This is a genomic window from Kitasatospora sp. NPDC056184, assembly GCF_042268405.1.
GTDB lineage: Bacteria > Actinomycetota > Actinomycetes > Streptomycetales > Streptomycetaceae > Kitasatospora.
In genome coordinates this window covers 1-19859 of record NZ_JBHJUI010000029.1, presented here as the reverse complement: position 1 = coordinate 19859, position 19859 = coordinate 1, and the positions used below count along the sequence as shown (strand labels likewise).

Below are 19859 nucleotides of genomic sequence, written 5' to 3'. Positions count from 1 at the left end.
GCTCGGTCGAGCACCGCCCCCGTGTCATGGACGGGTGTCAGCCGATGTTGTTGTAGATGGTGTAGACGTTGTCGGGGCGTCCGGCGTAGCTGTTGTTCAGGGTGAACTGGTGGGTGGCGGGGCGGTAGATGCCGTAGGAGGTGCGGCCGGTGCCGGACCAGTCGCCGACGACGGGGAGGTCGCCCGGCATGCCGTAGGTGACGGTGGAGTAGCTGCCGTCGTCGTGGCGGAAGATGAAGAGGTTCGGCTCCCATGGGTTGGCGGCCGGGCGGAAGACGCCGAACTGGGCGTGTCCGACGCCGTCCCAGTCGCCGACGACGGGCTGGTCGCCGGGGTTGCCGAAGTGCAGCGGGGTGTAGCTGCCGTCGTCGTGGCGGATCCAGAGGGTGGCGGCGCTGGGTCGGTAGACGGCGACCTGGTCGTGTCCGTTGCGGTCCCAGGACCCGACGGCGGGCAGGTCGCCCGGGTTGCCGAACGGCACGTGCGAGATGGAGCCGTCGCGGCGGCTGAGGTCGAAGGCGGCGGTGCTGGGGCGGTAGATGGCGTGCTGGCACTGGCAGGTGTAGTCCCAGTTGCCGACGACCGGGATGTCACCCGGGTTGCCGAAGCCCCAGGTGCTGCCGGGACGGGAATCGGTCTTGTTGTAGGACAGCGCCCAGGTGCCGTTGTCGAACAGGCCGTTGTGGCTGGTGGGGCCGCCGAAGTAGCCGGTGAACGGCACGCCGGCCTGCGGGCCGCCGACCCCGGCGGTCTTGGTCTGGCTCGCGGTGCGGCCGTGGTTGTCGACGACGGTCGAGGTGATGGTGTAGCTGCCGCCGACCCCGTACTCGTGGGTGATGCTCGGATTGGCGTTGGGGCCCTCGCTGACCACGGGAGCGGTGCCGTCGCCGAAGTCGACGACGTGCCGGGCGATCGGCCAGGGGCTGACGCTCTCGGCGCTCACCGTGATCTGGGCCCGGGAGCGGTCACCGGCGCTCCACCAGAACTGCGTCCAGGGCTGTGCGACCGGGTTGAGGAGCACCGTGGCGGTGGCCTTGCGGACCCCGCCGGCCTGGCCGGTGGCGGTGAGCGTCGCGGTGTAGCTGCCGGCGGCGGGGTAGTCGTGGTCGACGAACCGCTGCCCGGGGGTGACCACGAGGGGCGTGCTGCCGTCACCGAAGTCCAGCGTGGCGGTGCCCGGTGCCCAGCTCGCGGTGTAGTTGACGGTGAACCGCGCGTTGAGCGGGTGGCTCGCCTGGGAGTAGGGGAGGCCGCTCAGGGAGGCGCTCAGCGAGTCCTGCAGTTCGAGGGCGCCGCGGTCCCGGTAGCCGCTGGGGCCGGTGTTGGCGATGCCCGGGTGGTCGGCCGGCTCCCTGCCGAAGAGGTCGGTGGCCGGCACGCCGGGTGCGGTCGGGTCGGCCGCGTCCGTCAGGCCCTCGGCGGCGACGGGCTGGTAGTCGTAGTCGTCGCCGAACCCGGGATCGACGGCGTTGTCGTGCGCGCCCTGGCCGGTGGCCCGGAACGCCTCGGGGGTGGCGTAGGAGGTGCCGCCCCAGGAGTAGGAGGCCGAGGCCTGGCCCGGTCCGACGACCGTGTTGTAGCCGGCCTTGGTGCCCTGGACCGAGCCGGCCGACACCACCAGCGGGACGGCGATGGTGGGCGTGCTGCCGCAGCGGGGGGCGGGGCGCTTGGTGAGGATGTTGTTCTCGACCACCGCTCCGGCGGAGTTCCCGGCGAGCTCCAGGTCGTTGCCGCAGTTTGCGGCGATGGTGTTGCCCACGACGACCGTGCCGGGGGCGTCGGTGACCAGCACACCGCGGCCGGGGCCGTCGGTGATGATGTTGGTGGTGACGACGGCGCCGGTCACCCCGGCGTCGATCGCGACGCCCGCGACGGGCGGGGAGAAGACCCGGACACGGCTGACCGTGACGTTGGAGCTGGTCCCGGTGACCCGGACGTTCGCGGTCGCCCCGGGGTCGGCGACGGCCCCACCGCCGCTCACGTAGGCGCGGTCCAGGACGATCCGGGTGGAGTCCTTGACGAGCACGGCCTCCTGCGGGGCCCCGAGGCTCAGGCCGGACACGGTGACGTCGTGGACGCCGTCCAGCACGAAGGCGTGGACGCCGGTCGAGCCCTCGCCCGCGGCGTTCACCGTCGTGTTCGGCGCGCCATAGGTGGTGTCGCCCTGGAAGACGATCGGCTTGCCCGGCTGGCCGGAGCGCTTGACCGTGACCTGGCCGGTGAACCGGCGGTTCGCCGGGAGACGGACGGTCTGGCCGGGTTCGACCACGTCGGCGGCGGCCTGGATGGTGCAGAACGGCTGCGCCTGGGTACCGGCGCCCTTGTCGGAGCAGGTGGTGGCGCGCTGGTCGACGTAGAGCACGGTGCTCTCGGCGTGGGCGGTGAACGGCAGCACGGTCGTGGCGACCGCGGAGCCGGCTATCGCGACGGCGAGGCCGACACGACGGGAGAGTGGCATGGGTGGGATCCCCCTGGAGTGACACGGTGTGAGGCCGGCGCCGAGAACTGGACTGGCATGCCGACTGAGGCCCTTCGCAGACGGACCGTCCGGGAGGGCGGCACAAGTATCCACGAGCCCTTCACGCCTGCTCAACCGGGTATCCCCCGAGGCCGCCGGGGCGGCGCTCGGTCGAGCGCCGCCCCGGGGCTGTGCGTGGGTGGGTCGGTGTCAGTTGTAGTTGTTGTAGATGGTGTAGACGTTGTCGGCGCGGCCCGCGTAGCTGTTGTTCAGGGTGAACTGGTGGGTGCCGGGGCGGAAGATGCCGTAGGAGGTGCGGCCGATGCCGGACCAGTCGCCGACGACGGGCAGGTCGCCCTGGTTTCCGTAGGTGACGGTGGAGTAGCTGCCGTCGTCGTGGCGGAAGATGAAGAGGTTCGGCTCCCACGGGCTGCGGGCAGGGCGGAAGAGGCCGAACTGGGAGTGTCCGACGCCGTCCCAGTCGCCGATGACGGGCTGGTCGCCGGGGTTGCCGAAGTGGAGCGGGGTGTAGCTGCCGTCGTCGTGGCGGACCCAGAACTCCGCGGTGCTCGGCCGGTAGACGGCGACCTGGTCGTGTCCGTTGCGGTCCCAGGAGCCGACGGCGGGCAGGTCGCCCGGGTTGCCGAAGGGCACGTGCGAGATGGAGCCGTCACGGCGGCTCAGGTCGAAGGCAGCCGTGCTGGGCCGGTAGATGGCGTGCTGGCACCGGCAGGTGTAGTCCCAGTTGCCGACCACGGGGATGTCTCCGGGGTTGCCGAAGTACCAGGTGGTGCCGGGCTGCGAGTCGGTCTTGTTGTAGGAGAGCGTCCACAGACCGTTGTCGAAGACGCCGTTGTGACTGGTGGGGCCGCCGAAGTGGCCGGTGAACGGCACGCCGGCCTGCGGCCCGGGGATCCCGAAGGTCTGGGTGTAGCTCGCCGAGCGGCCGTGGTCGTCGACGACGGTACCGGTGATGGTGTAGCTGCCGCCGACTCCGTACTCGTGGGTGATGCTCGGGTTGGCGTTGGGGCCCTCGCTGACCGCGGGCGCGGTGCCGTCGCCGAAGTCGACGGTGTGCCGGACGATCGGCCAGGGGCTGACGCTCTGGGCGTTCAGAACGATCTGGGCGCGGGAGCGGTCACCGTAGTTCCACCAGAACCGCGTACTCGGCTGCGGGACCGGGCTCAGGAACACCGGGGCGGTGGCCTTGCCGGCCTCACCGGCCTGGTTGGTGACGGTGAGCGTCGCGGTGTGGCTGCCGGCGGTGGGGTAGTCGTGGTCGATGACCCGGTCCCCGGAGGCGATCGTGAGGGGCGCGCTGCCGTCCCCGAAGTCCAGCGTGGCGCTCTCGCGCCCCCAACCCGGGTAGTAGTTGACGGTGAACCGCGCGTTGAGCGGGTGGTTCTCCTGGGAGTACGCGACGCCGCTCAGGTAGATGGCCAGCGGGTCCTGGAGCTCGACGGCGCCGCGGTCCCGGTAGCCGCTGGGGGCGGTGTTGGCGATGCCCGGGTGGTCGGCCGGCTCCTTGCCGAAGAAGTCGGTGGACAGCAGGCCGAGTGCGGTCGGGTCGGCCGCGTCCGTCAGGCCCTCGGCGGCGATCGGCCTGTCGCTGGAGTCGAACCTGAGGTCGGCGGCGTTGTCGTGCGCGCCCTGGCCGGTGGCCCGGAACGCCTGCGGGGTGGCGTAGGCAGTCCCGCCCCAGGAGTAGGAGGTCATGCTCCTGACCAGCGATACGACGGTGTTGTAGTCGACCTTGGTGCCCTGGACCGAGTCGGCCGACACCGCCAGCGGGACCGTGGTGGGGACCAGGACGCCGCAGCCGCGCGGTGCGGGGTCCTTGGACAGGATGTTGTTCTCGACCGTCGCTCTGGAGGAGTTCCCGGCGAGCTCCAGGTCGTTCCCGCAGTTGCGGGCGATGGTGTTGCTCACCACGACGGTGCCGGGGGCGTCGGTGACCAGGACACCGCGGCCGGTGCCGTCGGCGATGATGTTGGTGGTGACGACGGCGCCGGTCACTCCGGCGTCGATCGCGACGCCCGCGACGGCCGGTGCGTAGACCCGGTTGCGGCTGACCGTGACGTTGGAGCTGGTCCCGGTGACCCGGATGTTGGCGGTCGCCCCGGGGCCGGTGGCGGTCCCGTCGGCGTTCACATGGGTCCGGTCCAGGGCGATCCGGGTGGAGTCCTTGACGAGCACGGCCTCCTGCGGGGCCTCGATGGACAGGTCGGATACGGTGACGTCGTGGACGCCGTCCAGCACGAAGGCGTGGGGGCCGGTCGAGCCCTGGCCCGCGGCGTCCACGGTCGTGTTCGGCGAACCGTAGGTGGTGTCGCCCTGGAAGACGATCGGCTTGCCCGGCTGGCCGGAGCGCTTGACCGTGACCTGGCCGGTGAACTGACGGAACGCCGCGAGGCGGACGGTCTGGCCGGGTTCGACGACGTCGGCGGCGGCCTGGACGGTGCAGAACGGCTGGGCCTGGGTGCCGGTGCCCTTGTCGGAGCAGCTGGCGACGGCGTTGTCCACGTAGAGCACGGTGCTCTCGGCGTGGGCGGTGAACGGCAGCACGGTCGCGGCGACCGCGGAGCCGGCTATCGCGACGGCGAGGCCGGCACGACGGGAGAGTGGCACGGTTGGGACCCCCCTGAAATGACGCGGTGTGAGGTCGGCGCCGTCCGGACTGGCACGCCGACCGAGGCCCTTCGCAGACGGACCGTCCGGGAGGGCGGCACAAGTATCCACGAGTCCTTCACGCGTCCTCAACGGGGCACCGCCCCAAGGGGGTCGGGCGTTCTATGGACGGCCCGCGGGCGGGGGGCGGTGGTGGACATGCCGCCGGGGCGGTGCTCGGTCGAGCACCGCCCCGGCATGCGTGATCGGTGTCAGCCGATGGTGTTGTAGATGGTGTAGACGTTGTCGGGGCGTCCGGCGTAGGAGTTGTCCAGGGTGAACTGGTGGGTTCCGGGGCGGAAGATGCCGTAGGAGGTGCGGCCGACGCCGGACCAGTCGCCGACGACGGGGAGGTCGCCGTGGTTGCCGTAGGTGACGGTGGAGTAGCTGCCGTCGTCGTGGCGGAAGATGAAGAGGTTCGGCTCCGAGGGGTTGGCGGCGGGGCGGTAGAGGCCGAACTGGGAGTGTCCGACGCCGTCCCAGTCGCCGACGACGGGCTGGTCGCCGGGGTTGCCGAAGTGCAGTGAGCTGTAGGTGCCGTCGTCGTGGCGGACCCAGAACTCGGCGGTGCTGGGGCGGTAGACGGCGACCTGGTCGTGTCCGTTGCGGTCCCAGGATCCGACGGCGGGCAGGTCGCCGGGGTTGCCGAAGGGGACGTGCGAGATGGAGCCGTCACGGCGGCTGAGGGCGAAGGTGGCCGTGCCGGGCCGGTAGATGCCCAGCTGGCACTGACAGGTGTAGTCCCAGTTGCCGACCACCGGGATGTCGCCCGGGTTGCCGAAGCCCCAGACGTAGCCGGGGCGGGAGTCGGTCTTGTCGTAGGAGAGCGTCCACACACCGTTGTCGAAGAGGCCGTTGTGGCTGGTCGGGCCGTCGAAGTAGCCGGTGAACGGCACGCCGGCCTGCGGGCCGGCGACCCTGACGGTCTCGGTGTGGATCGCGGTGCGGCCGTGGTCGTCGACGACGGTCTCGGTGATGGTGTAGCTGCCGCCGACGCCGTACTCGTGGCTGAAGCCCGGGTTGGCGTTGGGGCCCTCGCTGACCGCGGGCGCGGTGCCGTCTCCGAAGTCGACGGTGTGCCGGACGATCGGCCAGGGGCTGACGCTGTGGGCGTTCAGCGTGATCTGGGCGCGGGAGCGGTCACCGGCGCTCCACCAGAACTGCGTCGTCGGCTCCGGGACCGGGGCGATGGTCACCTGGGCGGTGGCCGTGCGGGACGGGCCGGTCAGGCTGGTGCCGGTGAGCGTCGCGGTATAGCTGCCGACGGCGGGGTAGTCGTGGTCGACGAACCGCGGTCCGCCGGGCTCGATCGTTCGGGGCGCGCTGCCGTCCCCGAAGTCCAGCGTGGCGGTACCCGGCGCCCAGCTCGGCGCGTAGCCGGCCGTGAACCGGGCATTGAGCGGGTGGCCCTCCTGGGCGTACGGGAGGCCGCCCAGTGAGACGCCCAGCGGGTCCGGCAGCTCCTGGGCGCCGCGGTCCCGGTAGCCGCTGGGGCCGGTGTTGGCGAAATCCGGATGGTCGGCCGGCTCCTTGCCGAAGAAGTCGGTGGCCGGCACACCGGGCGCGGCCGGGTCGGCCGCGTCCGTCAGACCTGCGGCGGCGGCCGTCGTGTAGTCGTAGGAGAACGTGGGGACGACGGCGTTGTCGTGCGCGCCCTGGCCGGTGGCCCGGAATTCCTCGGGGGTGGCGTAGGAGGTGCCGCCCCAGGAGTAGGAGGCCGTGGTCCCGCTCAGCGGGACCACGGTGTTGTAGTCGGCCTTGGTGCCCTGGACCGAGCCGGCCGACACCACCAGCGGCGCCGCAGCGGAGGGCGTGCCGCCGCAGATGGGGGCAGGGCGCTTGGTGAGGATGTTGTTCTCGACCACTGCTCCCGCGGAGGTGCCGGCGAGTTCCACGTCGCTCCCGCAGTTGCGGGCGAAGGTGTTGCCCACCACGACCGTGCCGGGGGCGTCGATGGCCAGCACGCCCCGGCCGGTGGCCTCGGCGATGATGTTGGTGGTGACGACGGTGCCGGTCACCCCGGCGTCGATCGCGACGCCCGCGACGGGCGGCGAGAAGACGTGGGCGCGGCTGACGGTGACATCGGCACTGGCCCCGGTGACCCGGATGCTCGCGGTCGGGTTCGGGTCGTTGGCGGTCCCGCCGCCGATCACATAGGCGCGGTCCAGGGCGATCCGCGTGGAGTCCTTGACGAGCAGGGCCTCCTGCGGGGCCTTGAGGCCCAGGCCGAACAGGGCGACGTCGTGGACGCCGTCCAGCACGAAGGCGTGAGCGTCGGTCGAGCCCTCGCCCGACGCGTTCACACCCGTGGACGGCGCGAGGGCGGACACGTCGCCCTGGAAGACGATCGGCTTGCCCGGCTGACCGGAGCGCTTGACCGTCACCTGGCCGGCGAACTGGCGAAACGGCGTGAGGCGCACGGTCTGGCCGGGTTCGACCACGTCGGCCGCGGCCTGAATGGTGCAGAACGGCTGGGCCTGGGTGCCGGTGCCCTTGTCCGAGCACGTGGCCTGGTTGTCCACGTAGAGCACGGTGCTCTCCGCCTGGGCGGTGAACGGCAGCACGGTCGCGGCGACCGCGGAGCCGGCTATCGCGACGGCGAGGCCGGCGCGACGGGAGAGTGACATGGCTGGGTTCCCCCCGGAGTGACACGGTGTGAGGTCGGCGCCGACCGAACTGGCACGCCGACAGAAGCCCTTCGCAGACGGACCGTCCGCGCGAGCGGCACAAGTATCCACGAGCCCTTCACGCCCCCTCAACGGGGTATCCCCATCGAGACCGCGGCGGCGGTTTCGGAGGGCCCCCGGGCGGGGACGGTGGCGGGCATGCTGTCAGTGGTGGTCGCCCCGTGGGGCGCAGAACCGGTGTTCGTGCGGAACGGGGACGAGCCGCACGACGCCGCGAGCACGATGAAGGTGGCCGTCCTGGCCGCACTGCACCTGGCCGGGGCGGACCCCCGCGAGCCGGTGCCGGTGGTGAACGGGTTCGCCTCGCGGGCGGGCGGGGAGTTCACCAACGACCCGGACTGGGACAGCGATCCGGTGCCCTGGACGCTGCTCGGCGCCACCGTGCCGCTGGGGCTGCTCACCGAGCGGATGATCACCCACTCCTCCAACCTCGCCACCAACCTCTGCCTGGCCCGGGCCGGCCACGGGGCGGTGGCCGAGGTGTGGCGGCGTGCCGGGGCGACGCTCAGCGCCAGCCCGCGCGGGATCGAGGACTACCCGGCGCGCGCGGCCGGGGTGCACAACCGGGTCACCGCGCGCGACCTCGTCCGGCTGCTGCAGTCCCTGGACGGCGAACCGGAGTTGCTCGCGCTGCTGGAGCGCAACGCCTTCCGGGTCGACCTCGCGGCGGGGCTGCCGCCGGGGACCAGGGTGGCGTTCAAGAACGGCTGGTTCCCCGGCGTGCGGCACTGCGTCGGCCTGGTGCGCCCGGACGACTGCCCGCCGTACCTGCTGGCGGTCTGCTACACCGGCCCGCTCGCCTCGGGCGCCGACGCGGCGGCGGACGACCCGGCCGCCCGCCTGGTGGCCCGGGTCTCGGCGGCGGTCTGGGAGCGCCGGCACGCGATCACCCGGGGCGGTGCCCGGCCAGTTCCTCCAGACCCGTCAGGGCCGGCTCGTTGAGCAGGTTGATCCGCACGAAGCCGGGGTGGCCGGGGAGTTCGAAGTACCGGCCGTCCAGGGCGATCAGGCGCTCCGGCGGGGCGGTGGGGCGGGCGAACAGGAAGTAGCCGGTCTCGATCGGCGCCTGGTCGGCCAGCGCGCCGGCGGCGGTGAGGCGCTGGTGGTTGGCGCGGACGTGGTCGAGCAGGCGGTGGTTGCCCTCGATCAGCATCAGGTCGGCGGCCCGGTGGGCGAACAGCCGGTCGGCCAGGGTGACGTCGCCGTGCAGGTTGAGGTGCAGGTCGGCGAGCGGTTCCCGCAGCGGTTCCGGGACCAGCAGGTGGGCGCAGCGGTAGCCGTGGATGGACAGGTACTTGGTGGGGCAGACCATCCGCAGCGTGAGGTCGGCGGGCAGCGCGGCGGAGTCCTCGCGGCGCCCGCCGTCCCAGCGCATGTACTGGAAGGTGCCGTCGACGAACACCAGCGAGCCGGTGGCGCGCTGCCACTCGGCGAGCTGCTTCAGCACCCGCTCGGGCACCCGGCGGCCGGTGTACCAGACCGGGTCGGTGAGCAGCAGGACGGTCCGCTCCTCGGGCAGGCGCAGCTCGAACCCGGGCTGGTGGGCGTGCGCCTCGGCGACCGGGACCGGCTCGATGCCGAACTCCCGGAAGAAGTAGGCGAACTTGTAGTAGACCGGCGGCAGGTAGTGGATCCGGGTGCGGCCGGTGGTGCGCAGCCAGGTGCAGAAGGTGCCCAGCAGTGCGCTGGCGCCGCCGGCCGGCACCACCTGCTCCGGGGAGCACGGCTCGGCGTCGTAACTCTCGTGCAGCCGGGCGATCTTGGCGCGCAGTGCGGCGTCCTCGTCGAGTGCCGCGTAGCGGCCGACGTCGCCGAGCCGGTAGGGCGGGGTGTGCGCGAGGTCGCCGAGGTAGTCGGCGACGAAGGGGTGGCCGCCGTTGTAGTCGGAGACGAACAGCCGCCCGTCGGGTCGCTGCCGGGCCCGTTCCACGGCCTCGTGCAGGTCGAGCATGCGGAACAACGACGGCGTCATCCGTCACTCCTCGGGCGGCAGGCCACTTTGTCGGACGGGCGTCAAGTCTGTCCGGGGCCCGGCGCGGACACAAGTCCGCACCGGGCCGGGGTGGTTCGCGTGCGAGGGGGACCGGGTGGGTCAGTAGGGCTTGACGAGCACGTGCGCCGCGCCCGGGATGCCGACCTTGAGCAGCTCGTCCTCCTCCGGGGTGGTCGGCGTGCCGGTCTCCTGCTTGAGGACCGCCCGGGACAGTGCCTGCACCCACAGGGCGCGCGGCCGGCGGCGCTCCTCCCAGGCGGCCAGCGCGGCGGGCACCGCGTCGGCGGCGTCCAGGCTCAGGGCGAGCACCAGGGCGTCCTCGACGGCCATCGCGGCGCCCTGCGCCAGGTGCGGGGTGGAGGCGTGCGCGGCGTCGCCGGCCAGCACCACCCGGCCGACGTGCCACGGCTCCTCGACGGTGACCTGCGAGATCCGCGAGTACACCACCGCCGCCGGGTCGGTCACCCGGGCCAGCGCCTCGGCGATCGGCCCGCCGAAGCCGGCCAGGCGCTCGCGCAGCTGCTCGTGGGCGCGCTCCGGGTCCGGGCGGAAGTCCTCGGCCTCGGCGAACACCGAGCCCAGGTACATGAGGTCGTCGCTGATCGGGGTCAGCAGTGCCTTGGCGGCGAGGTTGCCGGTGGACATCACCACGCCCTGCACCTCGGGCGAACGCGGCAGGGTGACGCGCCAGTTGGCGAAGCCGGTGTACTCGGGCGCGTACTTCTCGCCGTAGAGCCGCTTGCGCAGCGGCGAGCCGATGCCGTCGAAGCCGACCACCAGGTCGTAGCGGGCGCTGCTGCCGTCGGACAGGGTGACCGCCACCTCCTCGCCCTCGTCGGTGAGTTCGGCGATCGTGGTGCCGAAGCGCAGGGTCGCGCCGGCGGCGGTGGCGGCCTCGCCCAGCACCCGGGCCAGCGCCGGGCGGGGGATGCCGTTGTTGGACGGGGCGTCGCCCATCCGGGGCTGCGGGATCTTCGCGAGGACGCCGCCGGCCGGGTCGCAGATGGTGAGCACCTCCCACGCGAAGCCGACCGCCAGGCACTGCTCCAGCACGCCGATCTCGCGCATCACGTGCAGCGCGTTGGAGGGCTGGATGATGCCGACGCCGAGCGCCTCCAGGGCGTCGCGCAGCTCGACGACGTCGACCCGGTGGCCGCGGCCGGCGAGGGCGGTGGCGGCGGTCAGGCCGCCGATGCCGGCGCCGTGGACGAGGACGCGCAGGGGTGGGGTCATGGTGGTGGTACTCCAAAGGGGGAGGAAGCGGGGAGAGGAGGGGAAACGATTCAGCGGACCGCGGCCCCGGCGGACAGCTCCATCAGGTGGTCGACCAGGGCGAGCAGCAGGTCCCGTCCGAACGCCCGCACCCGCACGTCGCCGACCAGCATCGGCACCTGCGGGTCGAGGTCCAGCGCGGCCCGGACCTCGGCGACGGTGCGGGTGTTCTCGCCGTGGAAGCAGTTGATCGCCACCACGAACGGGATGCCGCGGCTCTCGAAGAAGTCGATCGAGGCGAAGCTGCTGTCCAGCCGGCGGGTGTCGGCGATCACGATGCCGCCGAGCGCCCCGTTCACCAGGTCGTTCCACATGAACCAGAAGCGCTCCTGGCCGGGCGTGCCGAACAGGTAGACCACCAGCTCCGGGCTGACCGTGATCCGCCCGAAGTCCAGGGCGACCGTGGTGGTCTCCTTGCTGTCCACCCCGGACAGGTCGTCGACGCCCTCGCTGGCGCGGGTCAGGTACTCCTCGGTGCGCAGCGGGGCGACCTCGCTGACCGAGCCGACCAGGGTGGTCTTGCCGACCCCGAAGCCGCCGGCGATGAGGATCTTCACGGCCGAGGCCGAGGCGGCGGGGGAGGCGGCGGAGGTGGTGGACGAGGGGGAGGAGGGGAGAGGTGCGGATCGTGCCATGGTTCAGAGCCTCCGGAGTCCTTCGCGTACGGCCGTCAGCAGCCCGAGGTCCAGGCCGCCGTCCCCCGAGGCCCGGGCCACCGAGATCGGCGCCCGGGCCCGCAGCAACCCCTGGGCAATGAGATCGCCCAGGAGGATCTTGGTCACCGAGACCGGCAGGTCGAGCCCGGCCGCCACCTCGGCGACGGCGGCGGGCCGGCGGCACCGCTCCAGGATCAGGCGGTGCTCCGGCTGCAGCCCGCGGGTACCGGACGACCGGGCGGCCAGCACCGGGTCCGCGAGCTCCTCCACCGTGGTCATCAGCGTGATCAGGGTGAGGTGGTCGTGCTCCGGCGCCGTCCGGCCGCGGGTGATGGTGTACGGGCGCACCATGGTGCCCGCGCCGTAGTCGTCGTCCTCGTCCTCGTCGGGCAGCTCGCTCCAGTGCGGCCTCACCGGGGCGTCACCCCCGGTTCCTGGCGGCGAAGGCGTCGAACTCGCTGCGGACCGGCGTGCTGAGCTTCTGGCCGACCTGCTGGACGAGCTGGTGCATGGCCACCGACATCACCTCGGCGTCCACCTCCTGGTCGGCGACCACCGCCAGGTGGGTGCCCTGGGCGGCGGCGATGACGAACAGCCAGAGCTCGGCCAGCTCGATGATCACCTGGTGCACCGGTCCGCCGTCGAAGAGCTGGCCGATGCCCCGGGCGAGGCTCTGCTGGCCGGTCGCGACGGCCGCCAGGCGCTCGGCGTCGGCGCGGTCGATCGAGCGCGAGTGGCTGACGACCAGGCCGTCGTCGGAGAGCAGCACGGCGCTTCTCGTCCCGGGCACCGTGTCGACGAGTCCGTCCAGCAGCCAGTCGAGGTCCTGGTGGGTGGCGATGGTGCGGTTCATGACTGCTCTTCCGTCCTCGTGGTTCGGGGGTCCGCGGCCGGGAGGGCCCAGGGGGAGGGACCCGGCGCGGGAGTCGGGGGGCCGGTGACGGCCGGAGGGGCGGCCGGGCCGGGCGGCAGGCCGCGGTGCGTCGCGGCGTGGTCCGCGGCGGTGCGGTCGGGGTCCGCGGGACCGGCGGGACCGGTGGGGCCGGTGGCGGCCGCGGGCTCGGTGCCGTCGAGGCCGCGGGCGGCCCGGGACTGGCGCTGGAAGGCGCCGACCGTGGCGCCCGAGCGGCGCGGTGCGCGCTGGAACGGTCCCACGGCGGCCGGGTCGGCGCCGGTGCGTGCGGCGCGGGGGGCCCGGGGCGGCGGGGGGTCGCGCAGCTCGGCGGCCAGGCTGGCCTGGCGGACCCGCTGCGGCAGCGGGGGCAGCGAGGCCGAGGACGCGGGCGCGCCCTCCTCGCGGCGCCGCTCGGCCAGCCGGTAGTGGTCGGCGGGCCGGTACTGCTCGTCGGCGTACGGGGCCTCGGCGGGCATGACCGTCGCGTAGGCGATGTCCGGGTAGGCAGGGTCGTCGTAGCCGGCCGGCGGGCCGGCCGACGGCCCGGGCTGCGCGGGCACGCCGTGCGCCGGGGCGCCGTACGCGGTGCCGGTGCCGGTGCCGCTGACGTAGCCGGTGGCGGTGCCGATGCCGGTGCCGCTGATGTAGCCGGTGCCGTAGGGGTCGGCGGGCGAGCCGTGCTCGACCGGTCGGCCCGGCTCGGCGAGCGGGTGCAGGTAGCCGTCGGGGTCGCCGTGGGCGCCGTGGACGAAGCCGTCGGCGTTCCGGGTCGCGAAGCCGTCGTCGAACCCGTCCTCGAACCCGTCCTCGAAGCCGTCGAATCCGCCGTGGGCCGGGGCCTTGAGCACCTCGTCGTCCGAGGGCGGCACGTACTCGACGTGGGCGAAGGCCTGGGCCTGCCCCGGGTGGGCGCCGGGGGTGAACCAGTCGCCGCCCGCCGGGTCCGGGTCCGGGTCGGCCGCGGGGGCCTCCAGGGCCGCGCGCTCCTCCGCCTCGTCCACCGCGACGACCGGCGAGGACGCCGGGACGGTCGCGGCCGAGGGCATCTCGGTCACCGAGGCGAGCGACGCGGTCTCCTCGCGCTGCTCGGGCCGCTGGCGCCGGGCGAGCGGGATCGGGGTGACCGCGCCGTCGTCCGGCAGCCCCGCGTCCCCGTCCAGCACGTACTCGCCGGGGACGAGCACGACCACCCTGGTCCCGCCGAAGGCCGACGGGCGGAACTCGATCTGCAGGCCGATCGCGGCCGCCAGCCGGCCCACCACGTGGAAGCCGAGGCGGATGTCGTCGCCGCGCGCGAGCATGTCGGTGCGCGGCGGGTCGTCGGCGAGCGCGGCGGCCATCAGCGCGTTGGCCGCGTCGTACTGCTCCAGGTCCATGCCGAGGCCGCGGTCCTCGATCTCGATCGCGAGCCCGCGCCCGACGACGGCTGCCCGCACGTCGACCGGCGTGGGCGGCTTCGAGAAGCTCGCCGCGTTCTCCATCAGCTCGGCGACCACGTGGGCGACCGGTCCGACCGCCCGCTCGGACAGCCAGGGGTGGCCCTCGACGTCCAGCACGATCCGCCGGTACTCCTGCACCTCGCCCTGCGCCGAGCGCAGCACGTCCAGCAGCGGCACCGGCTTGCGCCACTTCCGCTGCGGCTGGCCGCCGGCCATGATGACCAGGTTCTCCTCGTAGCGGCGCAGGCGGGCGGTCAGGTGGTCGAGGTCGAACAGGCCCTCCAGGACCTCCGGGTCCTCGTGCCGGCGCTCCAGGGCGTCCAGCTTGCGCAGCTGCTGGCCGATCAGCAGTTGGGTGCGGCGGGCGATCCGCTGGAGCAGTCGCTCGAAGCCGCGGTGCTGCTCGGCCTGCCGGACGGCGGTCTCCAGCGCGGAGGTGCGGGCCAGGTTCATCGCCTGGCCGAGCTCGGCCAGCTCGTCGCCGCCGCGGGCGCGCGAGCCGGCGGTGATCGCCCGGCTCTCCGCCTCGACGTCGACCTGCTCGCCGCGGGCGAGGCGCTCGACCACCTCGGGCAGGGTGCGCTCCAGCTCCTGCGCCTGGTCGTGCAGCTCCTTGATCCGGCGGCGCAGCGAGCGGGTCAGCCGCCAGCTGGTGACGACCACCGCGATCAGCGCGACCAGGCCGATCACGGCGGTCAGCGCGACCCGGGTGAGCAGCGAGAGGAACGAGCCCTTGCCGACCTCGACCACGCCGTCGGTACGGGTCTCCAGGACCTTCACCAGCTGCGGGTTGACCTGGTCGAGGGCCTGGCGCCACTGGTCCTGCAGCTGCGGGAGCCGGACGGTGCCGGTCGCGTCGGCGGCGGCCGGGCGGGTGAGCGCCTGCTCCACGGAGGCCTTGGCCTGCCAGGCGGGGCCGCTCAGCAGCTCCGACCAGGCGCCGCGCTCGTCCTCCGGCAGGTAGGGGACGACCTGGACGGTGAAGAGGTGGTCCTGGGCGCCGACCGCCTGCTGGACGAGCTGGTAGTCGGAGGCGCTGAGCTTGCCGGACGGCCAGCCGCGGGCCAGGACCGCGTCCTCGCGGGCCAGCATCTCCTTCGCCCAGAAGGCGTTGACCAGGGTCTTGGAGATCCAGGTGACCTCGCCGTTGTCGACGTGGCTGAGCGCGGTGAACAGCCGCAGGTCCACGGCGATCAGGTCGGTGTAGTACGTGTAGACGCCCTGCTGGTCGGCGGTGCCCTTGTCGACGGCGGACCGCTGGTCGCCCAGCTTCTCCAGCGCGCGCCGGGCCTCGGCGACGGCCGTGAGCACCTCGGCGGGCGCGCTGTCGGCGGTCTCCTCGGAGAGGGCCCGGAACTTCTGGACGGCCTCGTCGGTGAGCTGGCGCTGGCGCTTCAGCTGGTCGGCGACGGCGGCGGTGCCGGGCCGGGCGAGCGCCTCGGCGCTGAGCCGGCGCTCCTCCTGGAGGTTGTAGTAGACGATGTTGGACGGCTGTCCCGCCTTCTGGGCGAGCAGGCCCTGGTCCGCCTGACGCAGGAAGTCGAGGAAGGTCACACCGCTGGTGACCGCCCACAGGACGGCCAGGGCGATGCTGGGGACGAGGGCGAGGACGAGCAGTGCCGTCCGCAGCGACAGGCGCGGACGACGCCTGCGGGGGGCCTTCGGCGTCGGGGGCCGCCGATTCGCACGCGCGCGCAGAGCTGACTCCTTGGGGCTGGCGGCCGGCCCGGTGAGGGCTGCACCGACCGGGGCACGGGCTTTATGACGAGGCGATACTAGTCATACGGTGTGTTAGCAGTGAAAGCGCGTTCGACCTTCGGGCGGTGCACACACAAGTCCTTGACATCGCCGAAGCGCGGGATTCACGGTCCCACCAGGGCGGCATCCGGGCGCCGCCCGGGTCCCACCGGGACCGGCCCGGAGCGCTCCGCTCCGGACGGGCGTCCGTCCCGCGCCGGCCCGCGCCCGCTCGCCCGGGCCGGGCGGCAAGTCCCGAGGAGTGGAACGAGGTTGTCCCGGCCCGCGGTTCACGGCTACGGTACCCGGCATCATGCAGACGTGGAGCCTTCTTCTCGGTGGCCGCAGCGGGGTCTGACAGACCGGCACCCCGCTGCGGGTCGCCGTGCTGCCGGTCGTCGTCCCCTCGACACCGAACCAGGGAAGGACGCCGCACCCCGTGCGCTCCACCGAATCCGCACAGAACGTCAAACCCTCCGCCACCCTGCGGACACCTGCCGGACCGGTCCCGGCCGACGCCCCCGCCTGGAACCGCCAGCGCGGCAGCGCGATGCCGTTCCACCGCTACCGCCCCGCCCACGCCCGCGTCCCGCTGCCGCCGGTCGACGCCCTGCCCGGCGGCCGCCGCTGGCCCGCCCGGCGGATCGAACGGGCCCCGCTGTGGGTGCCGGTCGACCTGCGGGACGGCAACCAGGCGCTCGCCGAGCCGATGGACCCGGACCGCAAGCGCCGGATGTTCGACCTGTTCCTCGCCATGGGCTTCAAGGAGATCGAGGTCGGCTACCCCTCCGCCAGCCGCACCGACTTCGACTTCGTGCGCCACCTCGCCACCACCCCCGGCGCGGTGCCCGAGGACGTCACCGTGGTCGTCTTCACCGCCGCCCGCGCCGACCTGGTCGACCGCACCTTCGAGGCCGTCGCGGGCCTGCCCCGGGTCGTCGTCCACCTCTACACGGCCACCGCCCCCGCCTGGCGCCGACTCGTCCTCGGCCGCGACCGCGCCCAGGTGCGGGAGCTGGTCACCGCCGCCGCCGAGCGGATGGCCCGCCGGGCCGGCGACCACCCCGGCATCCGCTTCCAGTTCTCGCCCGAGGTCTTCAACCTGACCGAGCCGGACTACGTGCTGGAGCTCTGCGACGGCCTCACCGAGCTGTGGGACGCGAGCCCGGACCGCCCGGTGATCCACAACCTGCCGGCCACCGTCGAGATCGCCACCCCCAACGTCTACGCCGACCAGATCGAGTACCTGGACCGGCACCTGGCCCGGCGCGAGGCGGTGATCCTCTCCGTGCACCCGCACAACGACCGCGGCACCGGCGTCGCCTGCGCCGAACTCGCCCTGCTGGCGGGCGCCCAGCGGGTCGAGGGCTGCCTGTTCGGCAACGGCGAGCGGACCGGCAACGTCGACCTGGCGACCCTCGCGCTGAACCTCCACACCCAGGGCGTCGACCCGATGGTCGACTTCTCCGACATCGACGGGATCCGCCGCACCGTCGAGCACTGCAACCGGCTGCCCGTCCCCGAGCGCCACCCCTACGTCGGCGACCTCGTCCACACCGCCTTCTCCGGCACCCACCAGGACGCCATCAAGAAGGGCCTGGCCCACCACGCGGCCACCGCCGAACGCCTCGGCGTCCCGCCCGGGCAGGCGCCCTGGGACGTCCCGTACCTGCCGATCGACCCGGCGGACCTCGGGCGCGACTACGAGGCGGTGATCCGGGTCAACAGCCAGTCCGGCAAGGGCGGCATCGCCTACCTGCTGCAGACCGGGCACGGGCTGGACCTGCCGCGGCGGCTGCAGATCGAGTTCTCCCGGGTCGTCCAGGAGTCGACGGACGACAGCGGACGCGAGATCACCGCCGACGAGCTGTACGCGCTGTTCCGCGCCACCTACCTGGACGCGGCCCCCTCATCGGCGCGCTGGCGGACCGGGGAGGTCGACGGGCGGACGGGGGATGCCGGCGGGCGGACGGGAGAGGTCGACGGGCGGACCGGGGATGCCGGCGGGCGGCACTGGGCGACGGTCTCGCTCGGCGGCGCCGCCGAGCACCGGGGCGAGGGCAACGGCCCGCTGGCCGCCGTGGCGGCGGCGCTCGGCGCGGCCGGACACGCCGTGGACATCCTGGGGTTCACCGAGCACGCCGTGCGCACCGGCCCCGACAGCGACGCCGTCGCCTACGTCGAGGCGCGGGTCGACGGGAAGGCGGTCTGGGGCGCCGGGCGCGACTCCTCGGTGCTGGCGGCCGGGGTGCGGGCGGTGCTCAGCGCGGTCGGGCGGGCGGGCGCCCTTCCCGCGGTCCGGCAGGATGGGGCGATGACCGACGACACGTCCCTGCCCAGCCGCAGCCGGGCGGTGGCCGACGCCCTCGCCGAGGCCGGCCTGCCCGGGGAGATCCGCGTCCTGCCCGACTCCGCCCGCACCGCCGCCGAAGCGGCCGCCGCCCTCGGCTGCGAGGTCGGCGCCATCGCCAACAGCCTGGTCTTCGTCTGCGACGACGCGCCCCTGCTCGTCATGACCAGCGGCGCCCACCGCGTCGACACCGGGTACCTCGCCCGCGTCCTGGGCACCGGCCCGATCACCCGGGCGAGCGCCGCCCAGGTCCGCGGGGCCACCGGCCAGGCCATCGGCGGCGTCGCCCCCGTCGGCCACCCGGCCCCGCTGCGCACCGTCGTCGACACCGACCTCGCCGGCCACGACCTGCTGTGGGCCGCCGCCGGGCACCCGCACACCGTCGTGCCGATGACGTACGAGGAACTGCTGAAGCTGACCGGCGGCACGCCGTCGGCGGTGGCCCCGCCGCAGGAGTAGCGGCCGGGTCCGCCGGGGATCGGGTGCCGGGGAGGGGGCCGGGGGATCGGGTGCCGGGGCGGCCCGTGGTCGGGCCGCCCCGGGTCCGGTCACTCGATGCCGAACGCGGCGGCCCAGCGGGCGGTCCCGGACGGCAGCGGGTGCAGCGCCGGGTCGAGGCTCAGGGCCATCCACGCCTCGTCCGGCGCGTCGACGGTGAGCGCGACGCCGTGCGCCGAGGCCCGGACGAAGCCGAACCGCGGGTAGTAGGAAGGGTGTCCGAGCAGGATCACGAACCGCTCGCCCCGCGCCCGGGCGGTGTCCAGCGCGGCCCGCACGGCGGCCGACCCGGCGCCGGACCGCTGATGGCCGGGGTGCACCGAGACCGGTCCCATGGCGAGGGCCGGAACCTCGCCGATGAAGGCGCGGGTGAGGACGACATGCCCGACGGGGGAGTCGGCGGGGTCGGCGGCTTCGGTGACGACGACCGACAGACCGTCGATCCACCCCGCGTCGGCGCGCAGCCGGCCGAGCAGGTCGGCCTCCGCCGGCCGCCCGAAGGCGGCGACGGTGAGCGCGTGCACGGCGGGCACGTCAGCTGGCCGCTCGGCGCGGGTGCGCCAGCGGGAGGCGGTGGCGGGCAGGGAGGAAGAGGAGAAGGAGGAGGAAGCAGAGGAAGAAGACACGGAGGAACCCTCGGAGTCGGAGGGGCCCCGGCCGAACGCACCGGACGTGCTGAACGCACCGGACGTGCCGAACGCGTCGAATGTGCCCAACGCGTCGAACGTGAAAGGTCAGACCGGGACCCGGGAGGAGATGAGAACCGTCCGAGTGCCGCGCAGCGGGTGCGCGGCGGCAGTCACCGTGGCCACGATTCACCGTCCCTGTCGTTCACGTCGTACCCCGTGCGAGGCCCGGACCCCTCTGCGGGCCCGGGGCGGCGACCGTAGCACGCGGCCCCGAGCCGGTGCACCCGATTTACCGGCGGGGGGCGGCGCGGGCGACCACGAGGAGGAACAGGCCGCAGGCGGTGACCACCAGCCAGCCCGGGCGGGAGGCCGCGGTGAGCCCGGCCGGGCCCGCGCCCGCGACCAGGCCGCCGGCCAGGGCGATGCCGACGGCCGAGCCGAGCTGGCGGGCCGTCGAGGTGATCGCCCCGGCCACCCCGGCGCGGTCCGCCGGCAGGCCGCCCACGGCGGTGTTGGTGATCGGCGCGTTGGCGAAGCCGAAGCCGGTGCCGAGCAGGAGGTTGGCGGCCAGCAGCAGC

The 19859-nt window shown here is 73.7% G+C and carries 12 protein-coding genes and 2 pseudogenes; 3 read left to right on the top strand and 11 right to left on the bottom strand.

The features are described from left to right. Positions 1–37 precede the first annotated feature (37 nt). The 3 genes from ACFC0B_RS35320 to ACFC0B_RS35310 all read right to left on the bottom strand — a co-directional run bounded on the left by ACFC0B_RS35320 (position 38) and on the right by ACFC0B_RS35310 (position 7752). Complete coding sequence (locus tag ACFC0B_RS35320) at positions 38–2458, bottom strand: PKD domain-containing protein (RefSeq protein ID WP_376095608.1); 2421 nt, start codon at positions 2456–2458, stop codon at positions 38–40. A gap of 210 nt (positions 2459–2668) precedes the next feature. Further along, positions 2669–5086: a PKD domain-containing protein gene (locus ACFC0B_RS35315; RefSeq protein ID WP_376095605.1), complete on the bottom strand. Its 2418-nt coding sequence runs from the start codon at positions 5084–5086 to the stop codon at positions 2669–2671. 251 nt (positions 5087–5337) lie between these two features. Then, positions 5338–7752, bottom strand: a complete 2415-nt coding sequence (locus ACFC0B_RS35310; protein ID WP_376095602.1) for a hypothetical protein — start codon at positions 7750–7752, stop codon at positions 5338–5340. Positions 7753–7950: 198 nt separating this feature from the next. Here ACFC0B_RS35310 and ACFC0B_RS35305 point away from each other — a divergent pair, with 198 nt between their 5' ends. After that, complete coding sequence (locus ACFC0B_RS35305; RefSeq protein ID WP_376095599.1) at positions 7951–8754, top strand: serine hydrolase; 804 nt, start codon at positions 7951–7953, stop codon at positions 8752–8754. Here the strand turns inward: ACFC0B_RS35305 and ACFC0B_RS35300 are convergent. The 6 genes from ACFC0B_RS35300 to ACFC0B_RS35275 all read right to left on the bottom strand — a co-directional run bounded on the left by ACFC0B_RS35300 (position 8699) and on the right by ACFC0B_RS35275 (position 15621). Then, positions 8699–9784, bottom strand: coding sequence for an aminotransferase class I/II-fold pyridoxal phosphate-dependent enzyme (locus tag ACFC0B_RS35300; protein ID WP_376095596.1), 1086 nt, complete (start codon positions 9782–9784; stop codon positions 8699–8701). The genes ACFC0B_RS35305 and ACFC0B_RS35300 overlap by 56 nt on opposite strands. Positions 9785–9904: 120 nt before the next feature. Continuing rightward, positions 9905–11038 (bottom strand): FAD-dependent monooxygenase, encoded by a 1134-nt coding sequence (locus tag ACFC0B_RS35295; protein ID WP_376095593.1) that lies wholly within the window; start codon positions 11036–11038, stop codon positions 9905–9907. Positions 11039–11088: 50 nt separating this feature from the next. Next, on the bottom strand, positions 11089–11712 hold the full coding sequence (locus tag ACFC0B_RS35290) for an ATP/GTP-binding protein (protein ID WP_376095590.1): 624 nt from the start codon (positions 11710–11712) through the stop codon (positions 11089–11091). A gap of 3 nt (positions 11713–11715) precedes the next feature. Further along, positions 11716–12147 carry a DUF742 domain-containing protein gene (locus ACFC0B_RS35285; RefSeq protein WP_376095587.1) on the bottom strand — a complete coding sequence of 144 codons (432 nt, stop codon included), beginning with the start codon at positions 12145–12147 and terminating at the stop codon, positions 11716–11718. A 7-nt stretch (positions 12148–12154) separates the two neighbouring features. Continuing rightward, entirely contained in the window at positions 12155–12586 is a 432-nt protein-coding gene (locus tag ACFC0B_RS35280; RefSeq protein WP_376095584.1) for a roadblock/LC7 domain-containing protein, read from the bottom strand. After that, positions 12583–15621, bottom strand: coding sequence for a nitrate- and nitrite sensing domain-containing protein (locus ACFC0B_RS35275; protein WP_376095581.1), 3039 nt, complete (start codon positions 15619–15621; stop codon positions 12583–12585). The genes ACFC0B_RS35280 and ACFC0B_RS35275 overlap by 4 nt, the downstream gene beginning before the upstream one ends. A 733-nt stretch (positions 15622–16354) precedes the next feature. Here ACFC0B_RS35275 and ACFC0B_RS35270 point away from each other — a divergent pair. Further along, a pseudogene (locus ACFC0B_RS35270) lies at positions 16355–18085 on the top strand (2-isopropylmalate synthase); the annotation flags it as partial. Between the two features lie 33 nt (positions 18086–18118). Beyond that, positions 18119–18613, top strand: coding sequence for a YbaK/EbsC family protein (locus ACFC0B_RS35265; protein WP_376095833.1), 495 nt, complete (start codon positions 18119–18121; stop codon positions 18611–18613). Positions 18614–18702: 89 nt separating this feature from the next. Here the strand turns inward: ACFC0B_RS35265 and ACFC0B_RS35260 are convergent, their stop codons facing one another. Together ACFC0B_RS35260 and ACFC0B_RS35255 are read right to left on the bottom strand one after the other, a co-directional pair. Then, positions 18703–19236 carry a GNAT family N-acetyltransferase gene (locus tag ACFC0B_RS35260; protein WP_376095830.1) on the bottom strand — a complete coding sequence of 178 codons (534 nt, stop codon included), beginning with the start codon at positions 19234–19236 and terminating at the stop codon, positions 18703–18705. Positions 19237–19570: 334 nt separating this feature from the next. Further along, a pseudogene (locus tag ACFC0B_RS35255) lies at positions 19571–19859 on the bottom strand (MFS transporter); the annotation flags it as partial.